Raw genomic sequence first — 23684 nt, forward strand, 5'->3', positions numbered from 1 at the left:
ATATGAGCAACATCATCCGTCCGACCTTCGGTCAGCCGCGTCGGCCCGAGCCCGTCGGCGACGACGACCGGGTCGAGGTCACGACGCAGCGCGTCTACGGGGAGGCCGGCGATCACCGCGTCTGCCTCGTCCGCGACGACGACGCGCCCGGCGGGGAGGTCTACAAGGTCGTCGTCGGGCGTCTCTCCGGACAGGAAGTCAGCACCGTGGCGATCCTGCCGGCCACGGCCGAAGGTGAGGTGGATGCCGAGATGGTCGCCCTCGCGATCCTCCGCACGCTGAGCCTGATCGACGAGGACGACGACACCCCAGGCATCGCCTGAGGCCGGTCCTCCGGCCCGGCCGAGTTCTCCATCGCCGGTGCGAGGCAGGCGACAGGATGTCCCATCTCTTCCGAGCGACCGCCGCCGAAGAAGCCCGCGCTCCGGGCGCGATGCCGGCTGGCAGGACCCGTCTTTCCGATCAGCCGATAGCGTAAGCGTCTGCACCAACTCCACTTCCCGAGCCTCGGCTCCGCCGCGCGGCCGCTGAATCACGTCCGCCGGCACAGGCGCTTCCACCGGCGCAGCGCTCGGCAACGGACCTTCCGTCGTCCGAGGAACCATTGACGCCAGATTGGACTTATTCTAATTAGCAACTGAGGGGCAGGCGCATCGGGGGCGTCCCGAACCGGCCCGGACATATTGGAGAGACCCATGGCACAGATCACCAGCGCAGCTTGCGAGGCCTGCCGCTTCTTCGACGACCACAAGATCAATGGCGGCCAGGCTGCCGCCGATCAGGGCCTCTGCCGCTACAACCCGCCGGTGAGCCAGCCCGAGCCGAAGTCGCCCGGCCTGTGGCCGGTGGTGGCCTCGAAGGATTGGTGCGGTCACTTCACCTCCGGCATGACCGCCGCCGAGTAAGCTCCAGCCGCCCGCCGGACCCGTCAGGCGAGACCGATCGGTCAAGCTTAGAGAGGCTCGGCACAAGGTCGGTTCCATCACGAAGGGCGAGATCGGGGCCGGTGCGGAAGCACCGGCCCTTTCTCATGTGTCGAATACGGTAGCGTCTCTTCCCGAACCTCACGAAGAATTCTCTCGCACGCGTCCCGAATTCCGTTAGGACGCCGCGAGCCGGTCATGATCCGGTCACCTTCGCGTCCGAAGCGGGGACCTTCAGACGATGGGCGGCTCCTGCCATCGCGTCCTGTGTCACGCCTCCGTATGGATGGGCGGCACAGGGACGGGCGGTTGCGTTTCGGGGCGGGTTAAGGATTTTTTCTGGATGACGTATCGACCCATTTCGGCAATGGCCGGGCGCCTCTTGGCCCCGATCGCCGGCCTCGCGCTCAGCGCGATATCGGGCTTCGCCGTGGCCGCTCCCAACGACCCGAGCGGCACCTGGCTCACCGAGGACGGGCGAGCCCGTGTCCGCATCGAGAAATGCGGCGCCAAGAACGATCACGTCTGCGGCTACGTCGTCTGGCTGAAAGTGCCGCTGAACGACAAGGGCCAACCCCGGGTCGATTTCAAGAATCCCGACCCGAAGAAGCAGGCCCGCCCCTCCCTCGGCCACCAGCTCATCATGGGCATCAAGCCGAACGCCGAGAACCATTACGAGGGCAAGATCTACAACGCCGAGGACGGGTCGTTCTACGATGTGACGATCTGGAGCGAGAAGCCCGGCGAGCTCACCGTGCGCGGCTGCATGCTGCGCTTCATGTGCATGTCGCAGGCCTGGACCAAGGTGACGGACACGGCACCGGGCCAGATCACCGGCCCGACCAACGGCCCGGGCGGCCCCCGCTCCGATCCGGAATGGGCGCCGAAGGCCGCGCCGGCCGGGGGAGCCGGCACGCCTGCCGCATCCTCCGCCAAACCGGCCGCCACGGCACCGAAGCCGGCAGCCAAGCCGGCCGAGTAACACGACGGCCGGAACCGTTCGATCCGGCCGAGGGTCGTTGGAATGATCGACGGCCGCTCGTATCCGCTCGATGACGTCCTGCACGGCCGGATCGTGCCGCTACCGTGCGAACTCCTGACGATCAGGGAGTTCGCACGGTAAGCGGGCGTCGGGAGTCCGGTTGCACGACAAGACCTATCTGCGGATCAAGACCCGTCCTGGGATCAGGCCCCTCGCTTGGCCGGGGAGCCACTGCCCGCCGGCATCATCGCGAAGCTGCCACCCCTGACCGTCTTCGAGCCGTCCGGGGACGTCCCCCGGACCAGGCGCGCGGCGGAGGAGGCGACCGGGATCACTCGGCGCTCGGCGTAGCGGTTCCGGCAGGCCCGACCGGCTGCAGCCACACCGGAGCCGCACCTCCGACGTTCGATCCCCAAGACCCTCGACCGATCCCCAAGACCCTCGACAACGAAGCCACCCACGAGTGCCCGACGGTGCGCGTGGCCGGCTTCATCGTGTGAGGGACACTGGACGCTGCGCGTCTGCGCCACGTCCGGTCGGGAACGACCGCCCAGAGCCGGTCTGTTTCCATCGGTCGGGGCCCCATTCGGCCAAACGTTGAGTGCGCCGCAGGCTCGACATAGACTTTGCTTGTCCAAGACATCGGTCGACCTTTGTAGAGGGGTCGATCGATGGATCGGCATTGCGGAGATCCAAGTCAATCCATGAATTTCAGCTTGAAATCCCTTGTCATCCTTGCGATTTCCGGAGCACTATCCGGGGAGACCAAGGCAATCGATTCCGGCTTCTACAATGGCAGCCATGTTTGCAACGGCGCGTTGACGCTGGACGACTGGGAATTCCGACAGGAAGAATCGTCATTCGACGTCTTCTTTCGCAAGACGACGGCGTCTTCCTTCCAAAAGCTGGAGTTGGTCGCTCAGGACACGGATGGTGGTCTTCTCCTCGTCGATCGGCGCGGTCGCCCTTGGATCGCGGTGCGATTCGGGCAGAACGGCGACAGCCTCCAGGGGCGGTGGCTCACCGGCCAGGGCAAGCCGCAATCCGATTGCGAGCCGTTCACGCTCTCCCGGAGCGAGAGCGCGAAGGCTCGCATGGATCGTCTCTTCGGTCTGCTTGGCGAGGCCCATCCGACCGTCGATACGGTGCGGACCGTCGCTGAGGAACAGCAGAAACTCCCGCCGATCGACCTGCTGCCGGATCTGGACCAGCAAGCCTATCGCCAGCGCTATGCCGAGGCCGCGCCGAGCTTCTGGAGGCGCTTTTACGACGCCGAACGCAAGCGGCTCGCGGAACTTCCCGTCGAACCGCCGGACGCCCGTGATCGGGCCGTCGGGGAAATGCGTGCGGTGACGAGCCTGACGCTGGCGCCCGAAGGGTCGCTCGACCGAAACGGGGCAGCCCGCCAGGCAGCCCTGTACTTCCTGCGCATCGTCGCCGACCGCCTCGCGGCGAGCGGGCGACCGCTCGAAGCCCTCCCGGGGGATACCTTGTGCGAGCGAATGGCGACGTTCGGCTCTATCGACGTCGAGCGGCTCGAACTGGCGGTCGGTCTACCGGTCGAATACTGGGACCGTGCCTTCACGGAGGACCTTCTCCAGAAAGCCCAGTCCTGCAAGGACGGCAGGACCATCGGGCGGTTGCTGTCTCAATCCTATCCCGACATCGAGAAGCGTCGGAAGGCCGCCCTCTGGCTGCGCGAGGAGCGGGAGCGTCTCCTCGCCCTTCCCCTGACCCTGACGTCGTTCCGTGAGACGAACGGGTTGCAGCTCAGCAGGGACGAACTCCGCCGAAACGACGTGTCGCGAATGGCCTATGACCGCTTCATCGGAGCCCCGCTCGAAACCCGTCGCACCGAGCTGGAGCAGGCCGCCGCTCGGGAGCTTCAGGAGGTGTTCGGCGGCGACAGCCTCAAGAGCCTCCCCCTCAACGAGGCTCGCTCGCAATGCGACCGGCTCGTCGGCACGCAATGGGGCAACGATGCCCTGTCGCGCCTCCACAAGACCTGCACCGGAATGGCGGAAGACTACGTGGCGAAAAGCGTCCGGCAGGTCTTCCAGGAGCAGGTCGGGCGGATCGAGGCCGCACCGAAGACGTTCGCAGGGCTGGAGGCCAATAACTGGTTCCTGATGGGCACAAGCGATGTGCGCGGGATCTATCCGCCGGCGGCCCTCGTGACGGAGTTCAACGGCAAGGTCGCCGACGCCCGAGCCGAGGCCGTCCGCATTGCGACGGGCGAAGTCGATCGGGCCTTCGCCGCCGCCGATCCTGTGTCGGACGTCACGGCCTCACCCATCCTGCAATGTGGGCGCGGCACGATTCCGTCGCATGAAAGTCTCAGGCCCCTCGTCCAGGCCTGCCAGGAAGGAAGCCGCGCCTTGGCCGCCCGGCGCGACGAGCTCCGGTGCCAGGAAGCCCTCAAGGCATCAGGTGGCGGCTCCGGCCTGCTGGAAGCCGCGATCAGGCCGAAGGCCACACCGGGCAACAGCTTCCGGGTCCGTCAGCTCGTCTGCGAGGCGGCCAGGCAGAAGGTCACGGTCACCTTCCCCACCTCCGGCATGTTGTGGTGGTCCAAGCAATATGTCGAGGCGCGGCTCCCGGCCGAGAGAGGCCGCGACCAGGTCCGCGCCCTCCGCTGGCTCATCGAGCCTGTCGCCGATGCGAAGGGAGAATGGGCGATCTCCAGGCTCGAATCCAAGACAGGGGAGGTGGCGCTGCCTTTCCCCGAAGACAGCCTGCTGCCCTGCCTCGCGCGGCAAAGCCTCTGCCGCTGACCTCTCTGCGCGACCTCGACACCGGGGCGGCCGTCCGCGGATCGCGGACGGGAGGGTTCCATCCGGTATCAGGACGAAACACCGCAAGCGGGCCGAGATCGCCGGCCAGATCGAACACACTCAGGGCGAGCTTCTGAAGCTTGTCAGGTCACTGGACGCTGTAAACAGCGCCATCCGCATCTTCGATCCCGTGGCAGACGTGGGAGAGATCGGGAACCGCCAGTACCCGCCGCTTCACGCCGCCTTCCATGGCGAGATGATGCGGTTCGTCCTGGGGGCGCTCCGCGTCGGTGACGGGCCGCTCACGTCACGGGAGATCGCGGACCATGTCATGGTCGGGCGTGGCCTCGACAAGGACGATCCCAAGGTCGCGCAGATGATTCGGAAGCGCGTCGGAGCCTGCCTGTGGAAGAGTAAGCAGGCGGGGAGCGCCAGGGAATAAGTATAGACGGCGATTTGAAAGGGTGTCTGCGAAGTTCACACCCCCTATCGTATGTGATTTAATTATCGCCTTGGTATCTGAAACGGAGACGGAGGCACTCTTCTCAAAAGGTCATCCAATTTTGTTTCTGTTCTTATAGCATTATTATTAATAGCAGTAAGTTTATCATCTATGCGTAGGTATGCGACTACAATCATAGCCGCCAATGTCATGAAACCAATTCCAAATATGCTTATTATATAGACGAAATCCGAATGTCGGTACGATTTAATATCCTTAATATCACCTTTAATGTCAGATACCGTATCTTCAACGGCCTTAACAATTAGGCGAGTTTGTCTAGTCTCGGCCGAAACGTTAGGGGGAACGTTGGCGAGTTCTTTCGGCGGCTCTGACCCCTGATCCTGCAGAGAGTTAGCCACTGTTTCCCTCTAGTTTAACTTTAATCCAATCCCACACCGTACTAGGAGCCCTGCCAAAATAAGATGATATCGCAAAAACAATCGCGTTACCGCTCTGGACTTTATTTGGCTCTTTAACGTCGTATATCTCAAGCGTCGCGCACAAGTCGATTACGGTGCTGTTCGTGGATACTAGCCACTGCGTCTCTCCGACCTGAAATGAGTCATTCGGGAATTTGGTCGCAATAACGCGCGCCAAGTTTGGCTGGGGGCTCGGCATCAGGATCGCAAAGATTGTCATGACGTCATTCCAGAAAGCCCGTTGCGTGAAAAAGCGTGATCCCAATGAGCACAGCGACCTCCCATATGTGCGGCAACACGCTTAGGATTTGGTTGAGAAGCACTTTATTCGCTTCAAAGATATGGTGCGAGAACCCTAGCGGAGTAGGCGGCTTGCGACAAATCATGCAGCTCTGAGAGGCCGCTGCCAGTAGCCACAGAAACCCACGGACGGGCCGCGCTTCATCGCCAGACCGGCAATCCCCTCGTACTGAGCGCCGTTGGCCTCGCGGCGGTGATCCTCGCGCCATGAAGCCTCCTGCGCGTAGCGGAGGAGGTAGACGCCAGCGATGTGGTGGTGGTCCTGCGCGGCGCGGCGGAGGCGGGAAAAGTACTCCTCAGCCATGTTCGTGCAGGCGCCGTCCTCGCTGTAGGCCTCGCGGTGGTTGATGCGCGTCACCTTGTACTGAGCGTGGAGGGCATCCCAGGAAGCGGCCTTGTCGGCCTGAATGACGGTGCCCTTGGCGACGTGGGCCTTGATGAAGCTTAGAGCAGCGCCTTCGGTGCGGAACACGTCGGGGACCGAATTACCACCGCGCTCGCGGACGATCACGACGCACTCACGCTTGCCATTCTGGTTCCTGGCAAGGCGTCGGTCGACGCGGCTCGCCTTGTGATTGGCGGGCTTGATGTAGCCGCCGAAGTAGCCGCCATCAACCTCAACGGTCCTACCCTCGCCGCCGAAGACATGGCCCTTCAACTCCACGGCCATGGCCTCGCGGAGTTTGTGAAGGAAGACGAAGGTGCGCTTGTAGGAGACGCCAAGTGGCCTGCTGCCGGTTCCATCGTCACGCCGGTTCATGCCGGCCTGCCTCGCCCCGGATCTCAGGTCCAGGGCGACGCATCGCTTAAAGCCCCGTCACTCCACCAGCGCGGCGTAGGTCAGCACCCGCAATTCCCGTCTGATCGGCAGGGCCGAGGAGGGGATGAGCTGGGCCAGCATCACCACGGCGAGGTCTTCCGCCGGGTCGATCCAGAACGAGGTGCTGGCCAAGCCTCCCCAGGCGACCTCGCCGGGGGTGCCGACGATCTGCGCCCGCGCCGGATCGAGCATGACCGAGAAGCCGAGCCCGAAGCCGATTCCGGTATAGGAGGATTCCGAGAAGCGCGGCTGGCCCATCGAGGCGAGGTCGCCGCCCAGATGGTTCATCAGCATCAGCTCCACCGTCTTGCGGCCCAGGAGCCGCACGCCGTCGAGGGCGCCGCGCCCGAGGATGAAGCGGCAGAAGCGCATGTAGTCCGATGCGGTCGAGACGAGCCCGCCCCCGCCGGAGGCGATCGCGGGCTTGGTGGCGAAGCGGCTTCCCACCGCGTCGTCGTAGAGCTTGAGGCTGCGATCACGGAACAGACTGTAATTGGCCGCCAGCCGGGAGACCTTGTCGGCGGGCACGTAGAAATCCGTATCGACCATGCCGAGCGGGTCGATGACCCTGGTTTTCAGGAAATCGCCGAAATCCTGGCCCGAGACCACCGCGACGAGGTGGCCGAGGAGGTCAGTGGCGACGCTGTAGTTCCATTCCGCGCCGGGCTGGGCGAGGAGGGGCTGACGCGCCAGCCGGGCGACCACCTCGGCGAGGCTCGCATCCTGGTTCTCGCCGAAATCGACGCCGTTCTGCCGGTAGAGCGCATCGACGAGGGTCGCCTCCATGAAGCCGTAGGTGAAGCCCGCCGTATGGGTGAGGAGGTCGCGAATGGTGATCGGGCGCTGGGCCGGCACGGTCTCGGCCTTCACCCGGTTGCCTCCGGTGAAAACCCGCATGTCGGTAAATTCGGGCAGGAAGCGGGTGATCGGGTCGTCGAGCTGGAAGCGCCCTTCCTCGTAGAGCATCATCACCGCCACCGAGGTCAGCGGCTTCGTCATCGAGTAGATGCGGGTGATCGTATCGGCGGCAAACGGCGTCGCCCGCGCGATGTCGGCCAGCCCATGGGCGCGGAAGAAGGCGGTCTCACCCCGCCGCGACAGCATCACCGAGAGGCCGGCGAGCTTGCCCTCCTCCACCAGCCTGCGCATCCAAGCGTCGACCCGCTCGAGCCGCTCGGGGCAGAGGCCGAGGGCCTTCGGGTCGGTTAGGGGCAAGTCCTGTACCGGGGTGTCCTGCATGCGCGCTTCTCCGTCTTCACCGCCCTCGCGCGGCCGTCTCGTCGAACCTGAGCCCGGCCTTTAGAGCATCGTTCGGCGCCATGGGTACCGGTATTTGCCGGCTGTCGGTCAAACGCCGAAGAGCCGTCGCATGGCGCATCGAAGGGCCGTCGCGTAACGCATGGAAAGCGCGGGACGTGGCACTCACCAGCCCATGCTGCCCGGTCCGCCCTTGAACGGGCCGACGATCTCCGGCGTGATCCAGCCGCCATAGAAGCCGCCGGGCTGCGGCTCGGCCTTCACGTCGCCGACGAAACAGGCCTCCATCGCCCCGGCATAAAAGGCGATGTAGCCGGCAATGGCCGTGAAATCCGGTGTGGGTTCCGGGTAGGCCCAGGCCGCGCCCGGCGCCCGATGGCCGCCGGCCAGGACATCGTGGAGGACGGCGCGGCCCTTCCATTCGCAGATCCCCGCCATGATGGGCGGCCCGAGCACGCCATCGGCCACATCGCCGGGGGGCAGGTAATAGGTCGGCGGATGGCTGGTCTCCAGCACGCGGTACCCGGCCACCGTGTCGGCGACGGTCGTACCGGCGAACACCACGCGCAGGCGCCGGGACACGCGCTCCAGCCGCGGCGGGCGCGGATAATTCCACACGCTTTCCTGGCCGGGGCCGAAGGGCAGGGGGGTGGGGTGCATCGGAATCATCCAACTTCGAAAGCGTATCAATGGGTTACCGGGAGAACACCCTTCCGGAAACGGGAGACCGTTTTCGCGATGGGGGCCGGCGCGCAGGCGATATTCGAGACACGGCGTTTGCGCGTGGCGCGGGCCATGCTAGCCCGGCTCGCGACGCGGATGATAGAAATTCGGCCGCTCCGATGGATCGGCCGTCTCGGTGAGCCGGCCATCCCGAGCCAGACACCCTGGGACAATGCCTGTGACGGATTTCGCCCTCTTTCTCGATTTCGACGGCACCCTCGTGGAGATCGCTCCGCGCCCGGACCAGGTGGTGGTGCCCCCGGAGCTCGCGCCAGCGCTCCTGCGCCTGCGGGACCGGCTCGGCGGGGCGCTCGCCATCGTCACCGGCCGCCCCATCGCGGTGATCGACGACTTCCTCTCGCCCGCCAGGTTCGATGTGGCGGGCCTTCACGGGGTCGAGCGGCGGGTCGACGGGGTGGTGTCGGGAGGCAGCGCCGAGGATCATCCTGCCCTGCGCGCCCGCATCACGGGGCTCAAGGACGCCGTGCGCGACCTCGAATCCGTGCTGATCGAGGACAAGGGCGCCTCCGTCGCGGTGCATTGGCGCCTCGCCACGCCCACCGATGCCGCGCAGGCGGAGGAGGCCGTGAAGGCGGCCGCGGCCGATCTCGGTGACGCCTATCGGCTGCAGCTGGGCAAGGCGGTCGGCGAGATCGTCCCGGCTTCCGCGACCAAGGGCCATGCCATCCGCGCCCTGTCCGAGGCGCCGCCCTATGCGGGCCGCCGTGCGATGTTTCTGGGCGACGACCTCACCGATGAGAAGGCCTTCGCCGTGGTCAACGAGGAGGGTGGGGTGAGCGTCCGCATCGGCGGCAGCGACACCATCGCCACGCGGCGCCTCACCGATCCCGATGCGGTGCGCGCGCTGATCTATGCCTGGGCCGATGGCGCGCCGATCGATCCCGACGCCCTGCCGCCCGCCTGAGGGCGCGACCGGCCGCGATCCCGCATCGGGGCCGGTGCCGCAGACCAGACCGTGACGCCCCGCACCCGCATCGAGGGCGGGCGAGATGTGAAATCCCGGATTCCAGCGCGAAGGACAACCGCACGCATGTTCGAGTTCCCGGTCCTCGTCGGCGATATCGGCGGCACCAATGCCCGCTTCGCACTCGTGCCGGAGGCGGGCGCCGGGGCGGAGATCGTCGGCCATGTCCCGACCAACGCCTTCCCCGACCCGAGCGCCGCGATCGGCTCCGTTCTCGAAAAGTATGACGGACCGGCGCCGCGCTCGACGATCCTGGCGGTCGCCGCCCGGATCGATGGCCCCGCCGTCCGTCTCACCAATGCGAACTGGGTCATCGAAGGCGCGCGGATCGGCCGGGATTTCGGCCTCTCGCGGGCGGTGGTCGTCAACGATTACGTCCCCGTCGCCGCCGGCGCCGTGGATATCGCCCCCACCGACCTGACGCCAATCGGCCCCTATCGTGATGGCGGGCTGAAGGGCGACCAGGGGACGAGGCTCGTCCTCGGCCCCGGCACCGGCTTCGGCGCGGCGGCCGTCATCCCCTACGCAGACCGTCTCGCCATCGTCTCCACCGAGGCCGGCCACGTCGATTTCGGCCCCACAGATGCGGCCGAGGAAGAGATCTGGCGGCATGTAGAGCGTATCGAGGGGCGGGTGACGGTGGAGGCGCTGCTCTCGGGACCCGGCCTCGCGCGGCTCTACAAGGCCATCCATCTCGCCCGCACCGGCCAAGAGGCGGTGGACGCCGAGCCCGCCAAAGTGACCGATACGGGTATCGACGGCAGCGACCCGGTTGCGGCCGAGGCCGTCACACTGTTCGCCAAGCTGCTCGGCCGAGTCTGCGGCGACCTCGCCCTGACCTTCCTCGCCACGGGCGGCGTCTATATCGGCGGCGGCATCGCCCCGCGAATCCTGCCCATCCTGAAAAAGGGCGATTTCCGGCGGTCCTTTGAGCACAAGCCGCCCTTCGTCACGCAGATGGAGGCGATCCCCACCAGCGTGATTTCCGTCCAGGATCCAGCCTTTTCCGGTCTCGCCGCCCTGGCCAACCGGCCCGAGGTGTTCGTGTATCACGGGCAGGTCTGGACCGAGGACTGATCCGGGCGGCTACTCGTCCGACTCGTTGTCGACGTTCTGCTCCGCCTCGTCGTAGGTGTAGCCTTCGAGCCAGTCGGCGCTGTTCTGCGATCCGGCGGGGTAGGGGTTGGATGCATCCGCTTGGCCGGCGATCTTGGCGGACTTGCCCTCTTCCATCACGGTCTTCGAGACGTAGCCCATCGGTCGATTCCTCCGCGCCGGCGCGATACCGGCCGTCACCGTGCAAGATGAGCGGGCGCCCGGAATTTCAAGGGCGCGGCTTCGTCAGATGCCATCCCCCGCCACTTCGCGGGCCACGGCCCGCCGGCCGATGTCCCGGCGGCAGAAGCCCTCGGGCCAATCGATCCGCGACACCGCCGCATAGGCGCGGGCCTGGGCCTCCATCATGCTGTCGCCAGTGGCCGTCACAGCCAGCACCCGGCCGCCATCGGCGACGATATGGCCATTCTCCGCCCGCGTGCCGGCCTGAAACACGATGACCGCGTTGTTGGCGCCGGCTTCGGCGATCCCCCGGATCGTCGAACCGCGCATCACCGCGCCGGGGTAGCCGGCCGCCGCCATCACGACGGTCAGTGCGGCGCGATGGGCATCGAATTGCAGCGCGATGCCGGTGACGTCGCCCTCGCAGGCGGCGAGCAGGGCCGGCACCAGATCGGAAGCGAGACGGGGCATCAGCACCTGCGCCTCGGGGTCGCCGAAGCGGGTGTTGTACTCGATGAGCTTAGGGCCATCGGCCGTCAGCATCAGCCCGGCATAGAGGATGCCGGTGAAGGGCGTCCCGCGCTCGCGCATTCCCGCCAGGGTCGGGGCGATGATCGTCTCCATCACCTCCCGTTCGAGGGCGGGCGTCAGGATAGTGGCCGGGGAATAGGCGCCCATGCCGCCGGTATTCGGGCCGCGATCCCCGTCGAAGACGCGCTTATGGTCCTGCGCCGTTCCGATCGGCACGGCGTTCGTCCCGTCGCAGAGGGCAAAGAAGCTCGCCTCCTCACCGAACAGGCACTCCTCGATGACGATCTCGGCGCCCGGCTCGCCGAGCATGGAGCGGACAGCGTTCTCCGCCTGATCCAAGGTCTCCGCCACCACGACGCCCTTGCCGGCAGCGAGCCCATCGGCCTTCACCACGATGGGCGCACCGGATTGCGCCAGATAGGCGAGGGCGGCATCTTGATCGGTGAACCGGGCGAAGGCGGCGGTGGGGATGCCGCGTTCCGTGCACAGATCCTTGGTGAATCCCTTCGAGCCTTCGAGCTGCGCCGCGGCCTTGGTGGGTCCGAAGGCACGGATACCGGCCGCCTGGAGATCGTCGACTAAGCCCGCAACCAGCGGCGCTTCCGGCCCGACCACCACGAGGCCGATCCCGGCGGTCTCGCAGAACTTCTTCACCGCCTCATGATCGGCGACAGCGAGATCGGGACGGTTCTCGCCATATTCCGCCGTCCCCGGATTGCCCGGAGCCGTGAACAGGCGGGTGCAAAGCGGACTTTTGGCGATCGCATAAGCCAGCGCATGTTCGCGTCCGCCGGAGCCGATGAGGAGGATGTTCATAAGTCACGCTTCGAAGGACAAGGAAGGCATGGCGAGATGCCGAACCGGTATGGACAAGAGCCTGCACAATGCGCCGAATGGCTCTCCACCATAGCATTGTCCCGGCCTCGCAGCGCCGCCCCCTAAGCATCCCGGCATGGCGTTTCCCCCGAAAAGCAGGGGATGGAAAATCCCGGCCACGGTCCCGGTCGCGGATTCCCGTGATTTCGAGGATGCTTGGCACGCACGAAATTCATTCCCCAACCGCATATGATCGATGATAATCGGAGGAACGATGCCGGCTGTCCCCGAGTTGAATATCGTCATGCCAGGATGTCGCCACTCCGCTTCCCCGCCAATGGCCCCGACGCCGGGGTCGGGAGTGCGTTTGTCGCAGTTTCTTCAAAGCGGTCGTGTCACCGTCAAGGCTGCCAATGACAATCGTCCATCCCATATTCCGGCGTTTTGGCCTTGGGCCGTGGCTATTGGTGTCGCGCCGGTGCTGTCGGGCATCCTACTCCTGGCCCTGATCTTCTGACGCTGCCTGCTCGCTCCGGGGTTTACCCGCGTCCGTGCCGAGCCTAGCGTCCGCCGCGACATGGCCCTCGTTCCTCCTCCATCAACGTCTCCGCCGATCTCCAATGCTCCCGAATGGTCGGTGGGGGATCTCGCCTCGGCCCTGAAGCGAACGCTCGAGGACGCGTTCGGTCATGTCCGGCTGCGCGGCGAGATTTCCGGCTATCGCGGCCAGCATGGCTCGGGCCACGCCTATTTCTCGCTGAAGGACGGGACCGCCAGGATCGACGCGGTGGTGTGGAAGGGGACTTTCAACCGCCTGCGCCAACGGCCGCAGGAAGGCTTGGAGGTGGTCGCCACCGGCCGCATCACCACCTTCGCCGGTAAGTCCTCCTACCAGATCGTCGTCGAGACCCTCGAGCCGGCGGGGATCGGTGCCTGGATGGCCTTGCTGGAGGAGCGCAAGCGTGTCCTCTCGGCGGAGGGGCTGTTCGCGGCCGAGCGCAAGCGCGCGATTCCCTACTTACCCCGGGTCGTCGGGGTCGTGACCTCGCCGACCGGCGCCGTCATTCGGGACATTCTTCACCGGCTGGAAGACCGCTTTTCGAGGCCGGTCCTCGTCTGGCCCGTACGCGTCCAGGGGGAGGGCGCGGCCGAGGAAATCGCGACCGCCATCCGCGGCTTCAATGCGCTTCTCTCGAACGGCGCCATCCCACGGCCGGACGTGCTCATCGTCGCCAGAGGTGGCGGCTCGATCGAAGATCTCTGGGCGTTCAATGAGGAAATCGTGGTCCGTGCCGCCGCGGAAAGCGCCATTCCCCTGATCTCGGCGGTAGGCCACGAGACCGATACCACCCTCATCGATTTCGTCTCGGACCGACGTGCGCCGACTCCCACCGGAGCTGCCGAGATGGCCGTTCCCGTTCGCGCGGATCTCATCGCCGAGATCCGCGACCTTGGTCATCGTCAACGCGAAGCCGTCCAGCGCAGGCTCGACCGTGAGGGTTCAGACCTGCGCGCGCTTCTCCGCGCCATGCCGGGCGCGGATGCGTTCCTGTCGGCAAAACGCCAACGCCTCGACCTTGCCGAGGCCCGGCTTATGCCGGCGCTCGCTGGCAATGCACGCGATTACCGGGTTCGTTTCGGCCGCCTGCTCGACAGGCTCGGGCGTCATCCGCCGGAATTGCGCCTGACTCAGGCGCGTGGTCGGCTCGCCCTGGTGGCCGATCGTCCCCACTCGGCCCTGCGGAACTATGCGGCGCGCAAAGGAGAGGCCCTAGCCTATCTCGGCCGCCGCCTCGTGGTCGCCCGCGAGCAGACCCTCGTGCGTGCTCGCTCGGAGGCTGTTCGCCGAAAGGAGCGGCTCGGCGCGCTCGACGCTCGCCTGGGACAGGCAGCCAATCGCCTGATCGAGCGGCGCGCCGACCGGCTCGCCAGTTTCGCATCGCTCCTCGGGTCATTGAGCTACCGCGCGGTTCTTGCCCGAGGCTTTGCCCTCGTGCGCGACGAGGAGGGAGCACCGGTCCGCGCCGCCGCATCGGCTATGTCGGGCCAGCGCCTGAGCCTCGAATTCGCCGACGGCACGCTTCTCGCCCGGACGGAGGCTTCGGATGCTCCGACGCCGGGAGGAGCAGAGCCTCCGAAGCGTAAACGGCAGTCGCGGAAAACGGTGGAAACACCGCCGCAGCAATCCCTGTTCGAGCTATGACCCGATCACGCCGTAGGTCCTGTCGAACAAGTCCTGCCGCAGACGCATGGCATGGCCGTGAACCTTGGCGCGAGCGATGCGTCTTGGCCCGCCGTGGCTCGCAAGCCGTCGAGAACACCGCTAAAGGCATCCGCTGAAGTCTCGCCGCTGGGGAGCAAAGCCGCCAACGGAGGGATTTTCCTCAGAAACGGTTGAAATGCATGGCGGCGCGTCGAAACACGACCTCAGCACCGCCCGTATCGGCCCTGCGCAGGCTGGCCAAGGAGAGACGATGACCACCACGATCGACAGCGGACAGAAGCTACACCTCGTCTTCGGCGGCGAGCTCGAGAACCTCGACGGCGTCAACTTCCGTGACGTGAAGGGGCTCGACATCGTCGGAATCTTTCCGGACTATGCCTCCGCGCAGAGCGCCTGGAAATCGAAGGCACAGGCCACCGTCGACAGCGCTCAGACGCGCTATTTCATCGTCCATCTCCATCGCCTGCTGGAGCCATGATCTGTGCAGGGCATCCCCCAATCATAAGTGAAGGCATTGTGACGCCGGGGCGGGGGTTGTAATGGGTGCCGCGCCGATGGGCCGGTATCTGGCGCGGCTGGAAAATGTGAGATGAAGACGGCGGCATGAAGTCCTCGATCAAGATCATCGCTGGAAATGCCAGCCGTCCGCTTGCGGAGGCGATTTCCGCCTATCTCGAGCTTCCCCTGGCCAAATGCATGGTCCGTCGCTTCGCGGACATGGAAATCTTCGTCGAGCTTCAGGAGAATGTCCGCGGCGAGGACGTATTCATCGTTCAATCGACCTCGTTCCCCGCCAATGACCACCTGATGGAGCTGCTCATCATGATCGATGCGGCGCGGCGCTCCTCGGCGCGGCGCATCACGGCGGTGATCCCCTATTTCGGCTATGCTCGACAGGACCGGCGCACCTCCGGCCGCACCCCGATTTCGGCTAAGCTTGTCGCCAACCTCATCACTGAAGCCGGCGCCGACCGCGTGATGACACTGGACCTCCATGCAGGCCAGATCCAAGGCTTCTTCGACATCCCCACCGACAACCTCTTCGCCGCGCCGGTGATCGTGCGCGACATCAAGGAGCGTCTCGACCCGAAGGAATGGATGGTGGTCTCGCCCGATGTCGGTGGTGTGGTCCGCGCCCGCGCCATCGCCAAGCGCATCGACGCGACGCTGGCCATTGTCGACAAACGCCGCGAGCGCCCCGGTGAATCGGAAGTGATGAACATCATCGGCGAGGTCGAGGGCCGTTCGTGCATCCTCGTCGACGACATCGTCGATTCCGGCGGTACGCTCGTGAACGCCGCAGAAGCCCTACTGAACGCCGGCGCCAAGGATGTGTCAGCCTACATCACCCACGGGGTGCTCTCGGGCGGCGCCGTCTCCCGCATCGCGGCTTCGCGGATGAAAGAGCTGGTGATTACCGATTCGATCCAGCCGACACAGGCGGTCAAGCTCGCCCGCAATATTCGCGTGGCCACCATCGCGCCGCTGCTCGGCGAGGCCATCGGTCGGACCGCGACAGAATCGAGTGTGTCGAGCTTGTTCGTCTGATTGGCCCGATGCCTGACCGATACGGCAGCGGTCATCGTCAGCTGGCCAAGTTACGGCGCTCGACGCCAAAATCTCAGGGACCTCGCGTCGCGCGGGTCCTCCGTCGGCGGTGACTGGACGCGAAGGCAATTGCGCGCTCTTCTGCCGCCGCCTATATACGCTGATCCCCTTTTGAGAGCGTGAGACGGGACTTCCGGATCGATTCATCCGGAGCCTGCGGACCGATGCCCGGCGCCGCCCGTTCCCCGCTAACGTCGGAGCCACAGAGCATGTCCCAAGGTCCGCTAATGCCGAAGGCGACCGCCGTCTGGCTGGTCGAGAATACCTCGCTCGCCTTCGAGCAGATCGCCGATTTCTGTAAGCTTCACCCGCTCGAAGTGAAGGGTATTGCCGACGGCGAAGTCGCTGCCGGGATCAAGGGCCTCGACCCGATCACCACGGGTCAGCTTACCCGCGACGAGATCGAGAAAGCGCAGAAATCTCCTAATTACAAGCTGAAGGTTGCCGTCTCGAAGGTGAAGTTGCCGGAGGTCAAGCGCACCACCAAGGGTCCGCGCTACACCCCTCTGTCACGGCGCCAGGACCGGCCGAACGCCATCCTCTGGCTGCTCCGCAACCACCCGGAGTTGAAGGATGCGCAGGTCATCCGCCTCGTCGGCACCACCAAATCGACGATCCAGCAGATCCGTGAGCGCACTCACTGGAATTCGAGCTCGCTGCAGCCGATGGACCCGGTGACCCTTGGTCTCTGCACGCAGATTGATCTCGATTTCGAGGTTCAGCGCGCCGCCAAGGACCGACCGGCCGTTCTGCCGACCGATGCCGGCGCGACCCTGTTGCCCACAGAGGTGTCCACCGCAGGCAGCTACGAAGAGGCGGACGAGCATCATCGCAACGAGCGCGACGAGAAGCTCAACGCGGATTCGGTCTTCGCCAAACTCAAGGGCATGCGCAACACTGAGGATGACGACGAGGAATAATCGTTACCTCGACGACACCACAATCCATTCGAATCATCCCAAGGGCGCTGCTGTTGCAGCGCCCTTCTTCGTGTTGGTGCACCGCATGATCGCCAACCATAAGAAAATGAGTAATATTGATCTTCCTCGATCCACGGGGACACTTTTTCGGGGCGGATAATGGCCTCTCGCGAGACAGGACACGATGTGGCGGAGCACCAGCCGGGCAGCCACGGATTCGGACCGGACATCCTAGTGACAGGATCACTCCCTGACGCGGCGACCGGGGATGTTGTCTCGCGCATGGCAGCGTCGGAGCCTGTGACCCTGGCGGAGTCGTTGATGAGCGAGGAGGGCTGGAGCCCGCTGAATTTCGACGAGACTGGCCCAAACCCGCCCTACTTACGCATCGGCGGCAAGCTCTCGATGACGCTGACGGAATATGAGCCGTGTTTTTCGTCGTATAGCCGGGATCGCATCCTGTTCCGATCCAAGGTTTCGATGGCCGAGCATTTGCGGAAATACGATCAGATGATGATTGATCCGCTCGCCTTCGAAGAATGTTTCGGCCCTGGCGAGGGGACCGACGCGACATTCCCGTTCGGCGCTTGGCTTACGATCCGCAAGGTTGGATTTTCCGGCATCGAACTCTGGGATAAGGGCCGGGGCGATGTGGTTCTTCCACTCGAGGCACTCTCGATCGCCTCCGCGATCTGGCTGCGCCACGCCGAGACGCCTCGCTGGATGCTCACCTGATCGCCCCACCCACCAACGATCCGAAGCGTTATGTTGCCGAAACGCACGAGATCAGGTATGGGAGCGCCGTCCTCCAATCGGATTCGACTGCGCGCGGGCGTCTCGTCCCGTCACCGGCCCGTTGGAGAATGGCCCTCGACCATCGCTTCATATTGCGTTGGCCCTCCTACGGGGGGTGAGCCTGTCGGATCCCATCAGGGGCCGCGGGCGGTGATCGCCGAGGGTGCCCCGTCACACGAACCGCCGACGCCGGCCTCGCACGAGAGGCCTGTCAGGAGACAGAATGACCGCTGGTAACGCCCTGCAGCGTAGCCCGAGCCGCGACGACTTCGCGGCTCTCCTCGAGGAGAGCTTCCTCGAGCACGAGATCACCGAAGGGTCCGTCGTCAAGGGTCGCGTCGTCGCGATCGAAAAGGACGTGGCCGTCATCGACATCGGCGCCAAGACGGAAGGCCGTGTCGCCCTCAAGGAATTCAACGGCCCCGGCCGCGAAGGCGAACTCGCCGTCGGCGACGAGGTCGAGGTCTATGTCGACCGCATCGAGAACGCCCTCGGCGAGGCCGTCATCTCGCGCGATAAGGCACGCCGCGAGGAGAGCTGGGTCAAGCTCGAGAAGGCCTTCGAGGCCAATGAGCGCGTCACGGGCGCGATCTTCAATCAGGTCAAGGGCGGCTACACCGTCGATCTCGATGGCGCCGTGGCCTTCCTGCCGCGCTCGCAGGTCGATATCCGTCCCGTGCGCGACGTCACGCCCCTCCTTGGCACCCCGCAGCCGTTCCAGATCCTCAAGATGGATCGTCGCCGCGGCAACATCGTCGTGTCGCGCCGCACCGTCCTCGAAGAGAGCCGCGCCGAGCAGCGCTCCGAGCTCGTGGCCAACCTTGAAGAAGGCCAGGTCATCGACGGCGTCGTCAAGAACATCACCGAGTACGGCGCGTTCGTCGACCTCGGCGGCATCGACGGCCTGCTCCACGTCACCGACATGGCATGGCGTCGTGTGAACCACCCGTCCGAGGTCGTGACCATCGGCCAGACGGTCAAGGTCAAGATCATCAAGATCAACCACGAGACCCACCGCATCTCGCTCGGCATCAAGCAGCTGCTCGCCGATCCGTGGGAGGGTATCGCCCAGCGCTACCCGGTCGACGCCAAGCTCAAGGGCCGTGTCACCAACATCACCGATTACGGTGCCTTCGTGGAGCTGGAGCCGGGCATCGAAGGCCTGATCCACGTCTCCGAGATGTCCTGGACGAAGAAGAACGTCCATCCGGGCAAGATCGTCTCTACCTCGCAGGAAGTGGAAGTGCAGATCCTCGAGGTCGATCCGGTCAAGCGCCGCATCTCGCTCGGCCTCAAGCAGACCCTCCAGAACCCCTGGGAGGCCTTTGCCGAGCAGCATCCGGTCGGCTCCGAGGTCGAGGGCGAGGTCAAGAACAAGACCGAGTTCGGTCTGTTCATTGGTCTCGACGGCGACGTCGACGGCATGGTTCACCTGTCGGATCTCGACTGGAACCGCCCCGGCGAGCAGGTCATCGAAGAGTTCAAGAAGGGCGACATGCTTCGCGCCCAGGTTCTTGACGTCGATGTCGAGAAGGAGCGCATCTCGCTCGGCGTGAAGCAGCTCGGCGGCGACCCCTTCACGGAAGCCGGCGAACTCAAGAAGGGTCAGATCGTGACCTGCGAAGTGGTGGAAGTGAAGGATTCGGGGGTCGAAGTTAAGATCGTCGACACCGATCTCTCCACCTTCATCCGCCGGGCCGAACTCGCCCGCGATCGTGGCGACCAGCGTCCCGAGCGTTTCGCCGCCGGCGAGAAGTTCGATGCCCGCGTGATCCAGTTCGATCGCAAGGCGCGTCGGGTCCAGCTCTCGATCAAGGCCCTGGAAATGGCCGAGGAGAAGGAGGCGATGGCCCAGTTCGGCTCCGCCGATTCCGGCGCCTCCCTCGGTGAGATCCTCGGTGCTGCCTTTAAGAAGGCCCGCACCAGCGACGACAAGGACGACGCGCAGGACTAAGCCCCGCGCAGATACAAATGGCGTCCAGCTCGTTCGAGCTGGACGCCATGTCTCGGAACGCCCGCGCGGGATCGTCTCTCGCGCGGGCGTTTTCGTGTCTTGGTACGAGACCTCATCACAGGACGGTTTCAAAACGCGACGTTTGAACGGATTGCTGCATCCTGCAGATTGTTGACCGCCGGCCCATCGGCTAGGAACCGGGCGACCGAAGAAACGGCTCGAACTGCACACGCCACTTTTCGAGACATAGCCGGTGCCGGACACTCGTCTGCAGTGGCAGCCACGTATGACATTCGGGTCGCACTTTAATCAGCTGAAAACAGCACTCACGTTTCATCGGCGGTGGTCGGCCATAAGCTCGTGCCGGCTCGCCATGATTCGGACCTCTTCGGGCCTTGGACACATAGCCCCATCTCAAGACGTCGCATCGAGGCCTGTTCTATAAGTGTTCCAGAGAGAAAATCGGAACACCGAAACGTTCGACGAGACTGATAAATAATAGCTGGAAGACTATCGCCGATCCCTTTACCGACCAGGGTCAGCGAGGCATCGATCCGGCAGACTGGTCAAGCCAGCACACCGGGCAAGAATGCCCATGGGAAGAAGCGCTCCTCCGATCCTCTCGATCCGATGCCCTGGACGGACAGACGTCCGATGAGGGTCCTCCGGACGTGTTCTGCAGAACGAGGTATGGCGATGAGCGCCGATAATAACGATACGAGCCCGTCCAACGGCGCTTCCTCCACCACGCCTGCCCTGAACCGCAGGCAGATTCTTGGCACGGCCCTGACCGGAATGGCGGCCGTGGCAATGCCCGGCTCCCTGGTCCTCGCTGCCCCTCCAGCAAAGAAGGTTGATGTCCTTCTGATCGGCGGCGGCATCATGAGCGCCACCCTCGGCGTCTGGCTGCGCGAACTCGAACCCAACTGGTCGATCCAGATGATCGAGCGTCTCGATGGCGTGGCGAAGGAGAGCTCCAACGGCTGGAACAACGCCGGCACGGGTCATTCCGCCCTCGCGGAGCTCAACTACACGCCCGAGAAGAAAGATGGGCAGATCGAGATCGCCAAGGCCGTCGAGATCAACGAGGCCTTCCAGGTCACCCGCCAGTTCCTGGCGTGGCAGGTTCGCAACGGCGTCCTGAAGAACCCGCGCTCCTTCATCAACTACACCCCACATATGAGCTTCGTGTGGGGCGACGAGAACATCGCCTTTCTCGAGAAGCGTCATGCCGCGCTCAAGGCGAGCCCCCTCTTCGCCGGCATGGATTATTCGACCGATCCCGAGCAGATCCGGAAATGGGTTCCCCTGATGATGGAGGGCCGCGATCCCAAGCAGAAGATCGCAGCCACCTGGACCTCTTTGGGTACCGACGTGGAGTTCGGCGAGATCACCCGCCAGTTCGTCGCGCATCTGCAGAGCCAGCCGAATTTCGACCTGCAGGCCTCGTCCGAGGTCCGGACCATCGACAAGAACCCCGACGGCTCCTGGCGCGTGGTCTCTCGGAACCTCAAGGACGGGTCCGAGCAGAGTATCGACGCCAAGTTCGTCTTCATCGGCGCTGGCGGCGGATCCCTGCATCTCCTGCAGAAATCCGGCATTCCGGAAGGCGAGGATTACGCGGGCTTCCCCGTCGGCGGCTCGTTCCTCGTCAATGAGAATCCCGATGTGACGACGCAGCATCTGGCGAAGGCCTACGGCAAGGCCTCGGTCGGCTCGCCGCCGATGTCCGTTCCGCATCTGGACACGCGCGTCCTCGACGGCAAGCGCGTCCTGCTGTTCGGTCCCTTCGCGACCTTCTCCACCAAGTTCTTGAAGGAGGGCTCCTATTTCGACCTCCTCTCCTCGACGACCACCAGCAACGTCTGGCCGATGGTTCGCGTGGGCGTGGATGAATATCCGTTGGTGGAGTATCTGGCCGGTCAGCTGATGCTCTCGGACGATGACCGCATCGCCGCCCTGCGTGAGTATTTCCCCAAGGCCAAGAAGGAAGAATGGCGCCTGTGGCAGGCGGGCCAGCGCGTGCAGATCATCAAGCGCGACAAGGACAAGGGTGGCGTTCTGAAACTCGGCACGGAGATCGTCAGCGCGAAGGACGGCAGCATCGCGGCGCTGCTCGGCGCCTCCCCGGGCGCGTCCACGGCCGCTCCGATCATGCTGAAGGTGCTGGAGAAGGTGTTCGCCTCGAAGGTTTCGTCCCCTGAATGGCAGTCGAAGCTTCGGCAGATCGTCCCGAGCTACGGATTGAAGCTGAACGACGATCCGGAACGGGTCGCGCAGGCCTGGGCCTATACGAGCGAGCAGTTGCAGCTGCCGTCTCCTCCGCAGATCGACGTCGAGGCACTGAAGCAGACGCCGGTCAGCAACACCGTCCTCAACAGCAACCCTACCACCACGACAAAGCCGGTCCACGACCTCGCTCCCTGAACGAGCGAAGCCAGGCGCCGAAATCCTCCGATGTCGCCCGTTCGCCATCGGAGGATTTTGCTTGGGTTGAACGATCGAAGCGAAAACCCGTCGCCGCGCCGGCACGACGCCTCGGCTTCGACCGATCCTAAACCACCCATCGGGCCCCGTATCCCTCGAGGCAGTGTCCTGACGCCGCGCGTCCGGCCAACGAGTGCTCTTGCCGGTCCGCAGAAGGGAGCGCTAGAACACGGCCCTGCTTTCGCGTCCCCCCGGGCTTCGGCGACCTTCCGGCGGAAGGACGTGTGAGCTCCCAAAGGTTTGGTGCAAACCACCGGCGGGTGTGAAACAAGTCTTGACGGGCGGAGGGGTGCACCATGGCTGCACGCCTCCTTGCCCATGAGCGAAGAACCGGCCGAAACGGGCGGAAACGTTAAGGGAACGGGACGATCGCATGGCTGCAGACGCCGAACTTCTGATCGATCGTCGGCGCCTGCGCCGCAAGCTCTCCCTCTGGCGCGTCGTGGGAATCGGCGGGTTGATCGTCGCCGTCGGTGCGGTGGGCTACCGTGTCCGGGGCAATGACGGGTTCGGTTTCCCAGCCGTGAAACCACAGATCGCGCGAATTTCCATCGGTGGCTTCATCGCCGGCAGCGAATCGACGACGAAGCTGATCGAGCGCGTCCGCGATGCCAGCGCGGTGCAGGGCGTCATCGTCTCGATCTCCTCGCCGGGCGGCACAACCACCGGGTCTGAGGAACTCTACCGCAACCTGCGCTCGCTGTCCGAGAAGAAGCCGATGGTCGCCTTCGTCGATGGCACGGCGGCCTCCGGCGCCTATATCGCCGCCATCGCGGCCGATCATATCGTCGCTCGGGAAACCGCCCTGGTCGGCTCCATCGGCGTGCTGTTCCAATATCCCGATCTGTCCGGGCTGCTCGACAAGGTCGGCGTCAAGGTCGAGTCGGTGAAGTCGTCGCCCCTGAAGGCCGAGCCATCCGGCTTCACCCCGACCTCGCCCGAGGCACGGGCCGCCCTGGCCTCCGTTGTGGGCGACACCTATGCCTGGTTCAAAGGCCTCGTCTCCGAGCGGCGCAAACTCTCCGAGAAGGAACTGGCGACCGTTTCCGACGGGCGCGTCTTCAGCGGCCGCCAGAGCGTTCCGTTGAAGCTGGTGGATAGCGTCGGCGGCGAGCGTCAGGCGGTGACTTGGCTCGAGGCGGAGCGCAACGTCGCCAAGGGCCTGCCCATCCGTGATTGGAAGCCCAAATCCGAGAGCGACTTCAAACTCTGGTCGGCTCTCGGCACGGGCGCCGATCTCCTTGGCATGGGCGGTCTTGCGACGCGCCTCCGTCAGGTCGGCGACGAGACGGCGAGCATCGCGCAAGGGGGAATGCTGGCTCTCTGGCGTCCGGCCTCAACCGATGCGCCTTGAGGGCGACGCCGAATCACGCCTGCCTGGAT

20 protein-coding genes are annotated in these 23684 nt (G+C 64.9%); 15 read left to right on the plus strand and 5 right to left on the minus strand.

Annotation, left to right across the window (positions count from 1 at the left end):
* The first annotated feature begins 2 nt into the window (after positions 1 to 2).
* The 5 genes from IPV08_RS08125 to IPV08_RS08145 all read left to right on the plus strand — a co-directional run bounded on the left by IPV08_RS08125 (position 3) and on the right by IPV08_RS08145 (position 5121).
* The gene (locus IPV08_RS08125; protein ID WP_207411464.1) at positions 3 to 323 is read left to right on the plus strand and encodes a hypothetical protein; all 321 of its coding nucleotides are present in this window, start codon (positions 3 to 5) and stop codon (positions 321 to 323) included.
* Positions 324 to 695: 372 nt separating this feature from the next.
* The gene (locus IPV08_RS08130) at positions 696 to 905 is read left to right on the plus strand and encodes a hypothetical protein (protein WP_056433285.1); all 210 of its coding nucleotides are present in this window, start codon (positions 696 to 698) and stop codon (positions 903 to 905) included.
* 361 nt (positions 906 to 1266) lie between these two features.
* Complete coding sequence (locus IPV08_RS08135; protein WP_207411465.1) at positions 1267 to 1905, plus strand: DUF2147 domain-containing protein; 639 nt, start codon at positions 1267 to 1269, stop codon at positions 1903 to 1905.
* A gap of 704 nt (positions 1906 to 2609) precedes the next feature.
* Positions 2610 to 4679, plus strand: a complete 2070-nt coding sequence (locus IPV08_RS08140; RefSeq protein WP_210348279.1) for a hypothetical protein — start codon at positions 2610 to 2612, stop codon at positions 4677 to 4679.
* 190 nt (positions 4680 to 4869) lie between these two features.
* Entirely contained in the window at positions 4870 to 5121 is a 252-nt protein-coding gene (locus IPV08_RS08145) for a hypothetical protein (RefSeq protein ID WP_207411466.1), read from the plus strand.
* Positions 5122 to 5985: 864 nt separating this feature from the next.
* Here the strand turns inward: IPV08_RS08145 and IPV08_RS08150 are convergent.
* The 3 genes from IPV08_RS08150 to IPV08_RS08160 form a co-directional block, all read right to left on the minus strand.
* Positions 5986 to 6663 carry an IS1595 family transposase gene (locus IPV08_RS08150; protein WP_207411467.1) on the minus strand — a complete coding sequence of 226 codons (678 nt, stop codon included), beginning with the start codon at positions 6661 to 6663 and terminating at the stop codon, positions 5986 to 5988.
* Positions 6664 to 6720: 57 nt separating this feature from the next.
* Entirely contained in the window at positions 6721 to 7962 is a 1242-nt protein-coding gene (locus IPV08_RS08155; RefSeq protein WP_246747856.1) for a serine hydrolase domain-containing protein, read from the minus strand.
* 183 nt (positions 7963 to 8145) lie between these two features.
* A complete protein-coding gene (locus IPV08_RS08160) occupies positions 8146 to 8640 on the minus strand; it encodes a DUF427 domain-containing protein (protein ID WP_207411468.1) in 495 nt (164 codons plus the stop codon).
* A 235-nt stretch (positions 8641 to 8875) separates the two neighbouring features.
* Here IPV08_RS08160 and otsB point away from each other — a divergent pair, with 235 nt between their 5' ends.
* Entirely contained in the window at positions 8876 to 9628 is a 753-nt protein-coding gene (gene otsB, locus IPV08_RS08165; protein ID WP_056433270.1) for a trehalose-phosphatase, read from the plus strand.
* Positions 9629 to 9754: 126 nt separating this feature from the next.
* A complete protein-coding gene (locus IPV08_RS08170; protein WP_207411469.1) occupies positions 9755 to 10765 on the plus strand; it encodes a glucokinase in 1011 nt (336 codons plus the stop codon).
* Between the two features lie 9 nt (positions 10766 to 10774).
* On the opposite strand, the gene IPV08_RS08175 is transcribed toward IPV08_RS08170, so the two are convergent.
* Together IPV08_RS08175 and purD are read right to left on the minus strand one after the other, a co-directional pair.
* Entirely contained in the window at positions 10775 to 10945 is a 171-nt protein-coding gene (locus IPV08_RS08175; protein WP_207411470.1) for a hypothetical protein, read from the minus strand.
* Positions 10946 to 11029: 84 nt separating this feature from the next.
* Positions 11030 to 12313, minus strand: a complete 1284-nt coding sequence (gene purD / locus IPV08_RS08180; RefSeq protein ID WP_207411471.1) for a phosphoribosylamine--glycine ligase — start codon at positions 12311 to 12313, stop codon at positions 11030 to 11032.
* Between the two features lie 577 nt (positions 12314 to 12890).
* On the opposite strand from purD, the gene xseA reads away from it, so the two are divergent.
* The 8 genes from xseA to sppA all read left to right on the plus strand — a co-directional run bounded on the left by xseA (position 12891) and on the right by sppA (position 23655).
* Positions 12891 to 14516 carry an exodeoxyribonuclease VII large subunit gene (gene xseA, locus IPV08_RS08185; RefSeq protein ID WP_207411472.1) on the plus strand — a complete coding sequence of 542 codons (1626 nt, stop codon included), beginning with the start codon at positions 12891 to 12893 and terminating at the stop codon, positions 14514 to 14516.
* 271 nt (positions 14517 to 14787) lie between these two features.
* Positions 14788 to 15015, plus strand: a complete 228-nt coding sequence (locus IPV08_RS08190; protein ID WP_056433705.1) for a DUF4170 domain-containing protein — start codon at positions 14788 to 14790, stop codon at positions 15013 to 15015.
* Between the two features lie 125 nt (positions 15016 to 15140).
* On the plus strand, positions 15141 to 16085 hold the full coding sequence (locus IPV08_RS08195; protein WP_019903469.1) for a ribose-phosphate pyrophosphokinase: 945 nt from the start codon (positions 15141 to 15143) through the stop codon (positions 16083 to 16085).
* A 269-nt stretch (positions 16086 to 16354) separates the two neighbouring features.
* Complete coding sequence (locus tag IPV08_RS08200; RefSeq protein ID WP_056433259.1) at positions 16355 to 17065, plus strand: DUF1013 domain-containing protein; 711 nt, start codon at positions 16355 to 16357, stop codon at positions 17063 to 17065.
* A gap of 156 nt (positions 17066 to 17221) precedes the next feature.
* On the plus strand, positions 17222 to 17800 hold the full coding sequence (locus tag IPV08_RS08205; protein WP_207411496.1) for a hypothetical protein: 579 nt from the start codon (positions 17222 to 17224) through the stop codon (positions 17798 to 17800).
* A 283-nt stretch (positions 17801 to 18083) separates the two neighbouring features.
* Positions 18084 to 19814, plus strand: coding sequence for a 30S ribosomal protein S1 (gene rpsA / locus IPV08_RS08210; RefSeq protein WP_056433243.1), 1731 nt, complete (start codon positions 18084 to 18086; stop codon positions 19812 to 19814).
* Positions 19815 to 20510: 696 nt separating this feature from the next.
* A complete protein-coding gene (mqo, locus tag IPV08_RS08215) occupies positions 20511 to 22241 on the plus strand; it encodes a malate dehydrogenase (quinone) (protein WP_246747857.1) in 1731 nt (576 codons plus the stop codon).
* A 433-nt stretch (positions 22242 to 22674) separates the two neighbouring features.
* Positions 22675 to 23655, plus strand: a complete 981-nt coding sequence (gene sppA / locus IPV08_RS08220; RefSeq protein WP_056433234.1) for a signal peptide peptidase SppA — start codon at positions 22675 to 22677, stop codon at positions 23653 to 23655.
* Positions 23656 to 23684 lie beyond the last annotated feature (29 nt).

The organism is Methylobacterium sp. SD274 (assembly GCF_017355285.1).
GTDB lineage: Bacteria > Pseudomonadota > Alphaproteobacteria > Rhizobiales > Beijerinckiaceae > Methylobacterium.